This window comes from Hyphococcus luteus, assembly GCF_002943565.1.
GTDB lineage: Bacteria > Pseudomonadota > Alphaproteobacteria > Caulobacterales > Parvularculaceae > Hyphococcus > Hyphococcus luteus.
On sequence record NZ_PJCH01000007.1, the window covers coordinates 1 to 12,841 of the forward strand.

Genomic DNA, 12,841 nt, shown 5'->3' on the forward strand with positions numbered 1-12,841 from the left:
GCGATCGAGAGCGCCTGAATGCCCAGCTGCTGCTGGACCTGCAGGGACTGCAGGCGGGCCGAAGCCGCTTCCAGGTCAGCGTCGGTCAGGGCGCCGATGCCGGTTTTCAGCGAGTCCGTCAGGTTCGAGACGAACTCGTTCTGAATTTCGATCCGCTTTTGGGCGGAACCGAATTCAGCCGAAGCGTCGACCGATTCCTGAATGAGGCCCTCGATTTTGACGAGCGCATCGGCGGCGCCAGCGGAGGTCGAAACGTCAAGAGTGTTCAGGTTGGCAAGCCCGCCGCCGGTGCCGTCCGTCACATTGACTTCGTAGGCGACGGTGCCGCCGGTGTCGTTGGTGATATCGAGCTGAACGTCGGCTGAACCGGCGGTGCCGGCCGTAAGAGTGGTGGTGTAGCCCGCGTCGGTCAGCAGGTTGTTCAGCCCCGTGCCCACATCGTTAAGGTCGTCGCCGACCTGGGCGGTGTAGGTGAATTTGCGGCCGTCAATGCGGACTTCCCAGACATCGCCGCCCGCGGAAGGGTCATAGTTCTGGTCGATGTCGAGAGCGAAGTCGTTGCCGTTGGCGACGAGCTGAGCGGCGCTGTTCTGGTTGCCGTTCACGCCGGACGCGCCGGCGCCGAGGCTGGAATCAACGGCCGTTCCAGCCGTCGTTTCGAGGCTGAAGGAATCGACCGTGATGGCGCTCGCCGTCACGTTGCCGCTGGAATCGCGGTCAAGCGAGGCCAGGAAGTCGGTCGAATCCGTGCCTTTGAGGAAGTTCAGACCGTTGAACTGCGCCGCATCGACGATGCCGTCGATCTGGTCGCGAAGCTGTGCAATATCCGTCTGAATTTTCGTACGGTCGACGTTGTCTTCCTGAGCCGCAACGATGAGACCTTTCATGTCAACGAGCAGTTCAGACACTTTTTCAGCCGCGCCGCGGGCAACGCCCACAGCCGCGCTGCCGAGGTTGAGAGACTGGTTGATGGCTTCAAAGCCTTTCACGTCCGACTGCATGACGGTGGAGATCGCGAAGATCGCCGCATTGTCCTTGGCGGTCGAGACCTTTTTACCGGTCGAGATTTGCTCTTGAACCATATTGAGGCCTTTGTTGACCGTGCGCAGGTTCTGAAGCGCCACCATCGCGGATGTGTTGGTGAGAAGACTATTCGTCATGATTGAGACTCCGTGTTGGATCGTTATTTTTAACGGTCCGACCTCGCAAAGGAGTTGTCGGGAGTCCCGCAAATAGATTTTGCAGGAATTTATGAGCCGTTTTAGCTCGCGGCAGGCCGTTTAAGCATGTCCGCGGCAACCACGTGGTTGCGTAAAATAAGTTATATGAATTGCGGAATAATATGCCTTTAAGAAGTATGCTTTCCGCGAAGTTAAAATTACGCCTTGGCTGCAATTGTTGACGCGTTCGGGTTCCGCAGCGCGGCGCCGTCGGCGCTGTATGCGCCGGTGTTGAATTCGGCTTCGCGTATCTTCTTCAACCGCGCGCGCGCTTCGCGCACGCCTTGCGCCGTCGCTTTCAGGATGGCGGCGTTTTCCTCGGCTTTCTGACGAATTGCATCGAGTTCGGCAACCAGTTGTTCACTGAGCTCGGAGGCGTCGAGTTCGCGCGCGATTTCATCGAATTCAGCGAGCAGTGATTCCTTTTGCGTCGTCAGCGCTGCGATCTGGTCGAAAGCCCGCTTGCCGATGAACGTTTCTTCCTGCTCGGTCACCGTTTTCAGGTTCGCGATGATTGCTTTCAGTTTGTCGAGCTGGCTTTTCACTTGAGCTGACCTTTCAGCTGACGGTAAATCTGGTCGGCGAGGCCGAAGCCGCCTTTTTCGGCGAGATCTTCGGCGTAGCTTTCAACCAGCATGCCTGAGAAGGCTTCGCCGCCGAAACCGGCGTCTTGCGAGACGGCCTTGTCGAAACCGGCGTGCGACAGCATTTCGGAAATGAAAACGGCTTCGAACTCCTGCGCGGTCTTGCGCAAGGCTTTTTCTTTTTCAGCCTTTGTCTGTTCGGCGTTCGAATCGGGCGCTTGGCGGGCCTTGCCGGCGGCCGCCGAATTCAATGCGAGCGAGAGATTGGCGATGTCCATCAGGACGCTCCGGATTGGAAAAATTTTAGACAAACTAGGCCGCGTAACTAAAAAATAAGTTATCAAATGTAAGAAAGCTTTATGGAAAACGCTCCGCTTTCAATTTTAACGGCGCTTTTCGGCGGCAAGCCGGCAGGCGATAAATCCTCCGGCGCCAATGCGCTTTTCGCGAACACTCCGGGCGACGCCGAGAAGGGCGGTCAGGGTTTCTTTTCCTTTATTGAAGGTCTGTTAATGACGGAGCCGGAGAGCAGAGACGATGCGGCCAATCCGCTCGGCGCGCAGACGCCGTTTGCAGGCGCCTCGGTCAGTCTGGATTTTGCGCCAAAGGATGACGCCGCGTCATCCGCGAAGAGCGGCTCTCTCGCTTTAACCGAAGAGGGCGTGCTTGCGCCGGGGCTGGTCTCTCATCCCGAGGCTTCCGCGGATGCTTTCGCTGGCGCTGATGCGCCGGCGGGGCCGCTTGAAACCCAGACGGGCCCCCAGTTGCTCGTTTCTGCTTTCGCAAAGGAAGGCGGACAGGCCGAAGGCCATTCCGCAGCCAATGATCGCGGCGTCGAAAGCGCCGCCGGCAAAGCGGGGACTGAGACGCAAACGGCGATTGTGAATGCAGGAGCGCAGACGCAACAGAAAACCCCGGCGCTGGCCTTGGCGAATGCGGCTGAGGCCGCAGACGCCGGGACGCCTTCAACTGAAGAGCCCGCGTCGGAGATTGACGCGTCTCTTGATACGCGGAAAAGCAAGAGCGACAACGCGCCGGGCCAGCTGTTGATTTCGGACCAACATCTGAAAACGCCGGGTTTCGCGGCGAATCCCCATGCGAATGCGGCGGCGGCGATCGCAGAACATGCCTCGCCGGAGGCCTTGAGCTATTCCGCCGTGACCCGTGACGAGGGCGGTCCCGAGTTCGACCGGCTGGCCACCACGCGCCTCGAAACGACTTCTGCGGCTTCCGACCGGCCCGCCCATCTTAATCCCGTGCGCGACCAGATCGTTGCGGCGGTGGCCGCCCGTCATAGCGACGGCCGGCTTGAAGTGCGGCTCGACCCGCCGGAGCTTGGCCGCGTGACCATCCATTTTGACCGCGACGGCGCCGAAATGGTGCGGGCGGTTGTTTCCGCCGATACGCCGGACACGCTCGATCTCATGCGCCGTCATGCGGACGTTTTCCAGCGCGCGCTGGAGGATCAGGGCTTCGCCGGTCTTGACCTTCAATTTACCGATCAAGGGACCTGGGAAAACCCGGCTGATGAGGCCAATGGCCATTCTCAGAGTTTCCGCCTCGCTGAAGAAGAGGAAACGATGGCGGCCGCTTCCGGCCCGGCGCCGCAAGTCGCGCTCGGCCGTCTCGACCGCCGGTTCTAGGCGTCAAAACCCAAGGGAGACGCATCATCATGCAGGCAACGCCAACCGTTTCGCCGTTTACCCAGCCGCAGCAAAGCAGCGGCGCGACAGCGGCCGCAGGCGCAAAGGAAGGGGAGAGCAATCCGGCGCTCAATGCGGCGGACTTCCAGAACTTCCTGAAGCTCTTGACGGCGCAGCTGCGCAATCAGGACCCGCTCAATCCGGCGGACTCCACCGAATTTGTCGCCCAGCTCGCCCAGTTCAGCTCCGTCGAGCAGCTGGTCAACGCCAACACCAAGCTCGATAACATCGCTTCGGCCATGGTCGCCGACGGCATCGAAAAATATGCCGGCTGGATCGGTAAAAAAGCCGAAGCGATAGACGCACCGGCCTATTTCGACGGGACGAACCCGGTGGAATACCGGTTGTCCGGTCTTAGCGAAGCAAGCCGCGTCGAAGCCGTTATCACCGATCCCGCAGGCCAAGAAGTCACGCGCTTCGATACGGTCAACGGAGCGATGGTTCAGAGCTGGAATGGCGTGGTCGACGATGAATCCGCGGCGCCGGGCGTTTACGCCGTGACTGCGCTTTACTATGACGAGGACGGCAAGGTGATTGGCGAAGAAATCGCCAACACATTCGGCGGCGTTCGCGAAGTGCGCCTTGAAGGCGATGAACCGTCGATCATTCTCGAAGGCGGCGTCGATCTTGAGCCCGATCAGGTCGCCGGTCTCGGCCAAAAAGAATAAGCGGAAGCTGCGAACAGATGAATCGCAAACGCCGCCTTTTAGGGCGGCGTTTTTTTGTTCCCGAATTTTACGTTGAAACAAGATCAGTAATTCTGGATGCCGAGATCGAGGATCAAAACGTCCAGCGCCGCGTCGCCCATGATTTTGCGGCTTTCTTCGAGCAGCGCCATCTTGGTGTATTCGAGCTTGTCCATGTCCTCCAGCATCTGCGGCAGCATGCCTTCGCCGGAAAGAGCCATCAGCCGGGCCAGAAAGGCGTCCCTGAGACGCGGTTCGAGCGCGTAAACGCCCTCGCTTTCGCTGCTGTCGACCTCGATATTGATGTCGAGGATGACCATGGATTTCGGCCTGCCGTTATGAACGACGGGAACGACGAACTGGCGGCTGAATTTCATATAGGTGGTGCTTGTGGCGTCTTCCTCGCCATGGCCGCCGCCATGACCGCCTTTTTTGGCTTTTTTCTCGCCATGGCCGTCATCCGCCTCGCCATGAGCGCCGTCTTCTCCGGAGGCGGAGGTCTTTCCCGACATCATCGTCTTGGCGAAATAGCCGCCCCCGCCGCCGGCGACGCCGGCGACTGCTATAAGGATGACGGGAAGCAGTTTCTGAAGCACGGGGGGAGAGCTCCTCTTAGAAGGGCGAAATGAGGTCGATCACCTGCTGGCCGTAGCGCGCCCGCTGCAGATCGGATATCTGTCCGCGTCCGCCATAGGAGATGCGCGCGTCGGCGATCTTGTCATAGGTGATGGTGTTGTTGCGCGCGATGTCCTCCGGCCGGATGATCCCGGCGACGAGGAGTTCGCGCAGCTCGTAATTGACGCGGATCTCCTGGCTGCCGGCGATGGCGAGGTGGCCGTTCGGCAATTCGTCGGTCACGGTCGCCGCAACGCGCAGGGTGATCTTTTCTTCACGCTTGATCTGGCCGTCGCCGGATGACGTGGTCGACGAGTTTGCGCCGATCGCAGGATCGAGCGTCGCGCCGCGCGGCAAGACGTCTTCGGCGAGAGAATTGAGGCCGAAGAAGTTCGACACAGCCATGTCGTCATTGGAGCTGCGCGAGCGGCTCGTCGAGTTCTTGATCTCCGCCTCATCGTCCATTTCGATGACAACAGTGACGATGTCGCCTTTGGTGCGCGCGCGGCGGTCGCCGAAGAGCGACGAGGGGCCAGAGCGCCAGAGCGAGGCGGTGGTGATTTTCGCCTCCGTCTTTTGAACCGGTTTCGGCGGCACGTTATAGCGCCGCGGGTCCGGCGGCGGCATCGGATCGCCGCGCACGTCTCCGACCGGAGACATGGGCGGCGGCGTGAACATATGGTCGAGGCGCGACATGCATCCGCTTGTCGCCGCCATGACCGGCAGGGTTAGAAGAAGGAGTTTTCTGTTCATTTGGCAACCGCCTTGTTGGGGCCGGTGATGACCGCGGTGAGAATGGTTTTCGAATTAAGGTTCATGACGCGGACGGCTTCGCCGACCGCGCCGGCGTCGAGCGCCCGGCCTTCGGTGGTGATCATCAAAGGCCCGCGCACGAATTCAAGCGTGACGATGGCGTTGCGCTGTACCGCTGTCGGGAGCCCCACATCGTTCGGAGACAGTTTGACGCCTTTATAGAGGGCGCGCTTCAGCTCCATGCCGACAAAGAGGTCGAGCGCATCTGCGTCCTCTCCTTCGGCGATGAGGTCGGAGGCGTGAAGCACGGTTCCGGCGCGCAAATTATGCGCGGCTTTGACGACGGCCGGCTTTTGTTTTACCGGCATCACCGAGGACATGGGGATGTCGCCCTTGGCGCTGTTCGCGACGTTTTGCGGCGTCGGCGCCAGCGCGGCGAGATCCTGCGCGGCGCCGGGCGCGATGGCGGCGAAAAGAACGGCGGTGGTGAATAGAGCGCGTTTCATGATGTTACCGGAGCTGCGTTGTGGAGCCGAGCATCTGGTCGGCGGCGGAAATCACTTTTGAGTTCAACTCATAGCCGCGCTGGGCTTCGATCAGGTCGGCGATCTGCGCGACGACGTCCACTGAGCTTTCCTCAAGGAAGCCCTGGCGGATGGCGCCGCGCCCGTCGAGGCCGGGTTCGCCTGGGATCGGCGCGCCCGAGGCCTGCGTTTCCCGGAACATGTTGCCGCCCATGGCTTCGAGGCCTTTTTCGTTGACGAAAATCGTTGTCTGCAGGGCGCCGACCTGCTGGCCTTCGGTCTCGCCGTCGAAATAGGCGTAGACCTCGCCATTGGCGTTGATGGTGATCGAGCGCGCATCCTGCGGAATGGTGATGTCGCCGGCGAGCGGATAGCCTTCGGAATTGACGATCAGCCCTTCGCCGGTCTTCTTGAACGCGCCGTCGCGGGTGTAGGCGGGGTCGCCCGAGGGAAGCGTCACCTCGAACCAGCCGCGTCCTTCGATGGCGAGGTCGAGATCGCCGCCGGTCTGGCGCAGCGAGCCTTGCGTGTGGTTGACCGAGATCGCCGACGTCCGGACGCCGAGGCCGAGCTCGATGCCGGCCGGCGCAATCAGGCCGGTGGAAGAGGAAATCGCGCCGGGCGCGCGAAGCTGTTGATAGTGGAGGTCGGCGAATTCCGCGCGCCGCGTGTCATAGGCGGTGGTGCTCATATTCGCGATATTGTTGGACACGGTTTCAACGCGCTTCTGCTGCGCGTCCATGCCTGTCGCGGCGATTCTTAGAGCCTGCATGATGTAGCCTCCTTCTTGTTCTTGCGCCCTTAACGGCGTCTCATCGCGTCAACGGTTTTCGAAATCCGCTCGTCTTCGTCTTTCAAAAGCTGCTGGCCCATTTCGTAGGCGCGCTGCACTTCGATGAGACGCGAGACTTCAAGCACGGTGTTGACGTTCGATTCTTCAATGAAGCCCTGGCGGAGCTTCGGGAATTCCACTTCGCGGTATTCTTCTTCGGCGCGCAAAAGATTGGCGCCTTCGCGGGCGAGGGCGGTGGGCTCGACCGTCACAAGACCGAGCTTGCCGATGGGTGCGCCGTCGGCGGCGATGGAGCCGTCCTGGGCGATGGTGATGCTTGTCGCTTCCGGCGGGATCGCGATGGGCGAGCCGCCGTCGCCGAGGACGCGGTGGCCGGCGGACGTCACAAGCTGGCCTTCCGCATTGAGCATGAAGCTTCCCTGCCGGGTCAGGCGCTCGCCAAACGGCGTCTCCACGAGGAAATAGCCTTCGCCGTCGATGGCGACGTCGAACATGCCGCCGGTCTGAGTGACCGCGCCGGGCGTTGCGTCAAAATAATGACCGCCCACATTGGCCTGGGAGATGCTGCGGTCCTGCGGACCCAGCGCGCGGACATATTCGGAAAACAGCATGCCTTCCCGGCGATAGCCGGCGGTGCTGGCGTTGGCGATATTGTTCGCAACGCTGTTGAGTTCTTTCGACAAGCCCGCCTGCTTCGAAAGCGCGGCGTAAACCGTGTTGCTCATCGTCCTTCTCCTCCGGCGTCGAGGTCGATCCTTGCAAGACCGGTTTCCATGAAGTTCTTTTCTTTCGCGACGCCCTGCGTGAAATCCGACAAAAGGTCGATGGCGCGGACATTCACCGCCGGCGCGGCGTTGAACATGTGGGCGAGGGCGGCGAGCGCGTCTGGATTCCTGGCGAGGGTTTCGCGCACGGAAAGCGGCAGATCGCCGGCGCCGGCATTCAAGGCGGCGAGGGCGGCGCGGGCGGCGGCGTCGGCGTTGCGTTGTTTTTTCGGCGCCTTTTCGAAAGCTTGCGTCGTCAGCGGCCAATCCCCGGCGCGCCAGGCGGCGTTGGCGAATTCCGTATCCGCCGCGCCGCCGCGCATGGCCGACTTGATCGCGGCGACAGCGCCGGCGCGGTCATGATTGCGTTCATGGGCCTTCACGGCGACGACGCCGAGTTCCGGGCTTAACCGGCCGTGCGCCGCAATATCGAGCGCGCCCTGGGCGTCGCCGCTGTTAAGATGGGAAAGCGCCTTCATGGCGTCGGCCTGGGCGCGCCAGGACGCAGGGACGCCGGCGAGCGCTTCGTCCACAAGCGCGTTCGCGCCATAGGCGGCGAGTTCGCGCGCGACGGCGATATTGAGATCGCCGTCGCCGGAAATCGCTAGGAAATCGCGGTTCTGGAAAAACGCCGCCACGGCCTCAAGGCGCGTTTCGTCATCTTCCATGAGCGCATTCAGAATGAACGAACGGGCGAGCGCCCGGCTTGCCTCGCGCGCAGCGGGCGCGGAGTCCGCCGCCGCGTTCAGGACCGTCACGCCCTCGCGCAGGCGGCCCGCGCTGATGAGCGCCTTGGCGCCGGCGAAAGAGGCGCGTGCTTCGGAAAGCGAGGCGCTCTTGCGCGATGTCTGAGAGGCGATGTCGTCAAGAAGGCCTTCATAGGCGGCGTCGGCGCGCTCTTGATAATCCTCGGCGAGGAGGGCGAGCGCGCGCGCCTGCATGGGGCCGGGATTTTGCGCGATGTTTTTCAGCTCTTCCCTTGCGGCCGGCGATGCGCCATGGCCGGTTTGCGGCGTTTCCGCCGCGTCCTGGCTGTCTTCTTCCTGTGTGGTTTCGCCCGACTGCGCAGCGAACGTGTTTTCCATGATCACCAGCGCCGGACTGCCTTCAGATCCGCGCGCGGCTTTCGCGATTTTGTAGAATTCCTTCGCGACAAGCATGTCGCCATGCTCGATGGCGTTGAGGCCGAGATTTTCGGCAAGCGGCGCGCGCAGGGCCTGTGTGACGGGCCGAAGCGCGGCGAGATGTTTTTCCTGCATGGGAACGACATTGTCATCGTCAATCCGCGCCGCCGCCGCATAGGCCATTTCGAAAAACGGGCCGCAATCGCGATAGGGCGCGAGCTGGCGGCTGGCGCGCGATTTCGATCCCGCCGCAATGTCAGCGAGGGCGCCGGCGACCGCCATAGTCGCATCGCCGTCCCGGGCGAGCGGGCTTGCGACGGCGCTGGCTTCTTCGAAGAAACCGATATGGATATAAGCGAGCGAAAGCGTGGCGGCGAGGTCCCGGCGTTCTTCATCGTCAAGCGCCAGTTCGTATCTCTGGCGCAGATTGGTGATGGCGGAAAAGTCGAACTCGCCTTCATCGTCTTGCGGCTCGTTGAACAGCGTGGGATCGGCGCAAAGAACGGCCTGCTGGATATGCTCTTCACGCAGATCGGCCGCGATCAGCGGTTCAGGGGCGCCGTCGGCGTGAGGCGCGTCAAACGTCTCCGGCGCATGGGACGCTTTGGTGACGGGCGTCGCGGCTTGCGGGGAGGGGGCCGGCGTTTCTTCCGCAGGGGCTTCGGTTTCGTCTTCCTTGTCTATTTTGAGCTGCACGACGCCCTGGCTGCGCGCTTCGGCGAGAAGCGCGATCATGCGGTCGCGGGCGGCGCGCATGGATTCCGGCGTCGCTTGCTCGCTGTTCTTGGCGGCCTCGGAAATTTCCGGCTGCGGATCGGTTTCTTTCTCCGCAAGCGTTGCGGGCGCTTTGTTGAAAATATCGATGACGATGGAGTTTCCAGCGCCTTTCGAGGTGCGCACGGGGCAGTCGCAGGTGAGCGACAGAATGAGCGCGCGCGTTTCGCCCATATCGAGAACGCGCGCATTGAGAACGCGGTGCGCCTTGCGCTTGTCGATAATATCGGAGAGTTCGAAATCGTAGCCTTTGGGAAAAGTGATCTCGATTTTTCGGTCCGATGTGGCGATGCGCCAGTCCGTCGGGGCGTTGGGAATGACCAGACGCGAATAGTCGCCATGCTCGCCCGCCCGCACGGACAAGGTTTCGCCCGCCGCATGCGCTGCGGCGGGGACGAGAAGGAGAAGCAGGGCGAGGAGCGCGCGCCTCATCAAGCGGCCTCCTTTTTCAATTGTTTCAAGGCTTCGTCGATGTCGGAAAAACCGGGGCGGTCATGGCCCGGAATATTCCGGCGCGCCACTTCGACGCACATCTGCGGCGTGTGCATCTGAAGATGCGCGACGATGCATTCGCGAATGAGCTTGTAAAAACGCTGTTCCTGTTCGTTGACCTCAAGGATGCGGTTCGCAAACGGGCCGACGAGAGAATAGGCGAGGAAAACGCCGAGAAAAGTGCCGACCAGCGCGCCGCCGATCATCTGACCGAGGACTTCCGGCGGCTTGTCGATCGACGCCATGGTTTTAATGACGCCGAGCACCGCGGCGACGATGCCGAGCGCGGGCAGGGCGTCGGCGATATTGGTCAGCGCATGACCGCCATGCAGGCTTTCGTGGTGCATGGCGTCAAGCTGTTTTTCCAGAAGGTCTTCCACCTGATGCGGATTATCGAAATTCATCAGGATGGAGCGGATCGTATCGCAGATGATGTCGGTCGCGTCGTGATCCTTGGCGATTTTCGGATAGCGCTGGAAGATTGTCGATTCCGCAGGATTCTCGATATGGGCTTCCGCCTGCACCGGGCTTTCCTTGGCGACGCGCAGAAGCTCGTACATCAGGCAGAGAAGGTCCTGGTAATCCTTCTTCTTCCACTTCGGGCCGGTGAGCGCCTTCATCATATCGCCGCCCACATGCATTATGGTGCCGAAGTCGTTGCTGACGACGAAGGCGCCGGCGGCGGCGCCGCCGATGATCATAAGCTCATAGGGGAGGGAATGGAGAATGATCTCCATCTTGCCGCCAGCCATGAGATAGCCGCCGAACACCATGCCGAGCGTAATGACAATGCCGAGGATAGGTCCCATAAAAGCCCGCAGTGAGTGTTTGCAAATTTAACTTCTCGCTTAACCATGTATTCCATGGAGAAGTTAATCTTCGCTGAAACCCCGCGTTATTATTGCGCGAGCTGCTGCGAGCGATTGGCGAGGATGACGCTGACGAGATAGGCCTTTTCGGAGTCCATGCTGGCGACGACCCGGGCGGCCTGTTCGTTGTTCATGGCGGACAACAGGCCTGCGGCGAATTTCGAGTCCATCTCATTGATGATTTTGCCGGCCTGGTCCGGTTTCATGCCTTCATAGATGGCCGCGAGTTTGGCGATGTCTTCATTACGCGACTCTTTGACTGTCTCGATCTTGTCCTGAAGCGCGCCATTGGCCTCCTCAAGTTCGGCGAGACGCTTGTCGATCTGCGCTTCATAGGTTTTGAGTTCGGCCTCGCGGTCGGCGATGGCGGTCTCGCGGCGGTCGAGCGAATACATCCGGTCCTTGACGGCCGATGCAAGCTCGCCGTCGACACAGGCGCCGACGGCGTCGCCTTGCTCTACGCCGGGCGACGCCTTGCCCGTCGCTTCCGACGCGAGCACGGCGATGCGGCCGATAAAGGAGGCGAAGAAAACGACGCCCAGGACTAACAACGCTCTGGTTTTCATGATTTACCCGGCGATTTTTTTCATTTTGCGCTGATTGCGGGCTTTCATGAGCGCGGCCGTCACCTTGGTTGCGGATTTCGCTTTCGCCTTGGCGGCCGCCGGCGTCTCGTCTTCGTCAATGTCGAGATAGGAGACATTGTCACCGGTTGGCTTGCCGGATGGCGCGCGCGTTCCCGGGCCGTCCGGATCCGGACCGTCCACAAGGAAGAAATCGATCTGCTCGTCGAGGCGCTCCTGCAGGGCTTTCGCCTTGGCGAGGCGCGCGTCGAGCTCGGCGCCGGCTTTCCCGGACGCCTCATTGACGTCGCGGATGGCGATTTCAGCCAGTTCGGAAATGACGTCGATCATTTCCGTCAGCTGCGGCAGGATGTCTTTGGTTTCCTCGATCAGCGGGGTCAGCTCGCTGATGCTTTCCGCGCTCGATTCCTTCGCCATGGTCACGGTGGAGCGCGCCTGGTCGACCGTATGCGACATGGTCGCGATTGTCGCGCCGAGGCCTTTTTCGGTGTTCTTCAGCGCTTCCAGTTTGCGGCTGAGGATGAAACAGTAAAATGTCGCGGCGCCGGATGCGGCGAGCAACATAAAATCAATGATCATCTCCATTTCGAAGGCCCCTCAGGTTAAGACGAATTCAGTGATGAGAACGTTCTGAACATTGGCGTCCGGAACGATGGCGCGCACGCGCCGGAGAATTTGCGCGCGCAGGCGCGACATGGCTGCAGGATCTTCAAGCACCTCGCTGCCGATCGAGCGCAGAAACGTATTGAGCACGTCCTGAACGTAAAAACCGTTTTCGAGAAGCTGCTCGGCACCGTCGTCATCGGTCTCAAGAACCAGTGAAATCTTTAAATGCTTGGAACGCCCGATCGGTGAGATCGACACGACCATCGGATCCATCACGACGAATGTGGCGTGTTGCGAATGCTGTATTTCGCCGAGTGGTTTTATATCGCTTTTGGCGTTCTCGCCGCCTTGACCGCCATGTCCGCCGCCATGACTTTTGCCGGCTTTTTTCTTCTTTTCTTTGCTGGCGAGTTTTTGTTCTTCGCATTCCGCAAGCGCGGCTGCATCTTGTTCGTTGCTTTCGGCGCCGTGTTCATCGCCGCCATGACCGCCGGCGGCTTCAATGCAGGCGGCGTTTTCTTCTTCGGCGCCGGGCGTCAGCACAAACGCCGCGCCGCCCGCAACGCCTGCGGCGACAACGCCGGCGGCGATCATCGGGATTAGCCCCAGGGTTTTGGCCTTGGGCGTCTCTTCGGCTTCGGCGTCCTCGGCGCTGTTTTCGGCTTCGGACTCTTTTGGCGTTTCGTTGGACACGACGCAGCGCACCTGTTGATTTCGAAACGCACCATAGACAGCCAAACGTAAACCCTA

At 61.0% G+C, this 12,841-nt stretch carries 15 protein-coding genes; 2 read left to right on the forward strand and 13 right to left on the reverse strand.

What is annotated here, in order from left to right; genetic code table 11:
* The 3 genes from CW354_RS23945 to CW354_RS11445 all read right to left on the reverse strand — a co-directional run.
* Nucleotides 1-1,160 (reverse strand): flagellin N-terminal helical domain-containing protein (locus CW354_RS23945; protein WP_104830229.1); only part of this gene is annotated, 1,160 nt, incomplete at its 3' end.
* A gap of 218 nt (nt 1,161-1,378) precedes the next feature.
* Complete coding sequence (locus CW354_RS11440; RefSeq protein WP_104830230.1) at nt 1,379-1,765, reverse strand: hypothetical protein; 387 nt, start codon at nt 1,763-1,765, stop codon at nt 1,379-1,381.
* Nucleotides 1,762-2,082, reverse strand: a complete 321-nt coding sequence (locus tag CW354_RS11445) for a rod-binding protein (protein WP_104830231.1) — start codon at nt 2,080-2,082, stop codon at nt 1,762-1,764. The genes CW354_RS11440 and CW354_RS11445 overlap by 4 nt, the downstream gene beginning before the upstream one ends.
* Before the next feature lie 81 nt (nt 2,083-2,163).
* Here CW354_RS11445 and CW354_RS11450 point away from each other — a divergent pair, with 81 nt between their 5' ends.
* Together CW354_RS11450 and CW354_RS11455 are read left to right on the forward strand one after the other, a co-directional pair.
* Nucleotides 2,164-3,447, forward strand: coding sequence for a flagellar hook-length control protein FliK (locus tag CW354_RS11450; protein WP_104830232.1), 1,284 nt, complete (start codon nt 2,164-2,166; stop codon nt 3,445-3,447).
* Between the two features lie 29 nt (nt 3,448-3,476).
* Nucleotides 3,477-4,175 carry a flagellar hook capping FlgD N-terminal domain-containing protein gene (locus tag CW354_RS11455; RefSeq protein WP_104830233.1) on the forward strand — a complete coding sequence of 233 codons (699 nt, stop codon included), beginning with the start codon at nt 3,477-3,479 and terminating at the stop codon, nt 4,173-4,175.
* An 83-nt stretch (nt 4,176-4,258) separates the two neighbouring features.
* On the opposite strand, the gene CW354_RS11460 is transcribed toward CW354_RS11455, so the two are convergent.
* The 10 genes from CW354_RS11460 to CW354_RS11505 all read right to left on the reverse strand — a co-directional run bounded on the left by CW354_RS11460 (nt 4,259) and on the right by CW354_RS11505 (nt 12,784).
* Nucleotides 4,259-4,789 carry a flagellar basal body-associated FliL family protein gene (locus CW354_RS11460; protein ID WP_104830234.1) on the reverse strand — a complete coding sequence of 177 codons (531 nt, stop codon included), beginning with the start codon at nt 4,787-4,789 and terminating at the stop codon, nt 4,259-4,261.
* Between the two features lie 16 nt (nt 4,790-4,805).
* Nucleotides 4,806-5,561 carry a flagellar basal body L-ring protein FlgH gene (gene flgH / locus CW354_RS11465; protein ID WP_104830235.1) on the reverse strand — a complete coding sequence of 252 codons (756 nt, stop codon included), beginning with the start codon at nt 5,559-5,561 and terminating at the stop codon, nt 4,806-4,808.
* A complete protein-coding gene (gene flgA / locus CW354_RS11470; RefSeq protein WP_104830236.1) occupies nt 5,558-6,067 on the reverse strand; it encodes a flagellar basal body P-ring formation chaperone FlgA in 510 nt (169 codons plus the stop codon). The genes flgH and flgA overlap by 4 nt, the downstream gene beginning before the upstream one ends.
* A 4-nt stretch (nt 6,068-6,071) precedes the next feature.
* Nucleotides 6,072-6,857 (reverse strand): flagellar basal-body rod protein FlgG, encoded by a 786-nt coding sequence (flgG, locus tag CW354_RS11475; protein ID WP_104830237.1) that lies wholly within the window; start codon nt 6,855-6,857, stop codon nt 6,072-6,074.
* Between the two features lie 29 nt (nt 6,858-6,886).
* Complete coding sequence (locus tag CW354_RS11480; RefSeq protein WP_104830238.1) at nt 6,887-7,603, reverse strand: flagellar hook-basal body complex protein; 717 nt, start codon at nt 7,601-7,603, stop codon at nt 6,887-6,889.
* Nucleotides 7,600-9,972 (reverse strand): hypothetical protein, encoded by a 2,373-nt coding sequence (locus CW354_RS11485; RefSeq protein ID WP_104830239.1) that lies wholly within the window; start codon nt 9,970-9,972, stop codon nt 7,600-7,602. Before CW354_RS11485 ends, CW354_RS11480 begins: the two co-directional genes overlap by 4 nt.
* The gene (gene motA, locus CW354_RS11490) at nt 9,972-10,841 is read right to left on the reverse strand and encodes a flagellar motor stator protein MotA (RefSeq protein WP_104830240.1); all 870 of its coding nucleotides are present in this window, start codon (nt 10,839-10,841) and stop codon (nt 9,972-9,974) included. Before motA ends, CW354_RS11485 begins: the two co-directional genes overlap by 1 nt.
* A gap of 89 nt (nt 10,842-10,930) precedes the next feature.
* Nucleotides 10,931-11,467, reverse strand: coding sequence for a MotE family protein (locus CW354_RS11495; RefSeq protein ID WP_104830241.1), 537 nt, complete (start codon nt 11,465-11,467; stop codon nt 10,931-10,933).
* A gap of 3 nt (nt 11,468-11,470) precedes the next feature.
* A complete protein-coding gene (locus CW354_RS11500) occupies nt 11,471-12,070 on the reverse strand; it encodes a hypothetical protein (RefSeq protein ID WP_104830242.1) in 600 nt (199 codons plus the stop codon).
* A 12-nt stretch (nt 12,071-12,082) separates the two neighbouring features.
* The gene (locus tag CW354_RS11505) at nt 12,083-12,784 is read right to left on the reverse strand and encodes a flagellar basal body-associated FliL family protein (RefSeq protein WP_133162289.1); all 702 of its coding nucleotides are present in this window, start codon (nt 12,782-12,784) and stop codon (nt 12,083-12,085) included.
* Nucleotides 12,785-12,841: the final 57 nt, after the last annotated feature.

Excerpts from the sequence above, each read along its gene's own strand:
- CW354_RS11445 (WP_104830231.1), bottom strand. The coding sequence starts at position 2,082 with ATGGACATCGCCAATCTCTCGCTCGCATTGAATTCGGCGGCCGCCGGC.
- CW354_RS11450 (WP_104830232.1), top strand. The coding sequence starts at position 2,164 with ATGGAAAACGCTCCGCTTTCAATTTTAACGGCGCTTTTCGGCGGCAAG.
- CW354_RS11455 (WP_104830233.1), top strand. The coding sequence starts at position 3,477 with ATGCAGGCAACGCCAACCGTTTCGCCGTTTACCCAGCCGCAGCAAAGC.
- flgH (WP_104830235.1), bottom strand. The coding sequence starts at position 5,561 with ATGAACAGAAAACTCCTTCTTCTAACCCTGCCGGTCATGGCGGCGACA.
- flgA (WP_104830236.1), bottom strand. The coding sequence starts at position 6,067 with ATGAAACGCGCTCTATTCACCACCGCCGTTCTTTTCGCCGCCATCGCG.
- flgG (WP_104830237.1), bottom strand. The coding sequence starts at position 6,857 with ATGCAGGCTCTAAGAATCGCCGCGACAGGCATGGACGCGCAGCAGAAG.
- CW354_RS11480 (WP_104830238.1), bottom strand. The coding sequence starts at position 7,603 with ATGAGCAACACGGTTTACGCCGCGCTTTCGAAGCAGGCGGGCTTGTCG.
- CW354_RS11485 (WP_104830239.1), bottom strand. The coding sequence starts at position 9,972 with ATGAGGCGCGCGCTCCTCGCCCTGCTTCTCCTTCTCGTCCCCGCCGCA.
- motA (WP_104830240.1), bottom strand. The coding sequence starts at position 10,841 with ATGGGACCTATCCTCGGCATTGTCATTACGCTCGGCATGGTGTTCGGC.
- CW354_RS11495 (WP_104830241.1), bottom strand. The coding sequence starts at position 11,467 with ATGAAAACCAGAGCGTTGTTAGTCCTGGGCGTCGTTTTCTTCGCCTCC.
- CW354_RS11500 (WP_104830242.1), bottom strand. The coding sequence starts at position 12,070 with ATGGAGATGATCATTGATTTTATGTTGCTCGCCGCATCCGGCGCCGCG.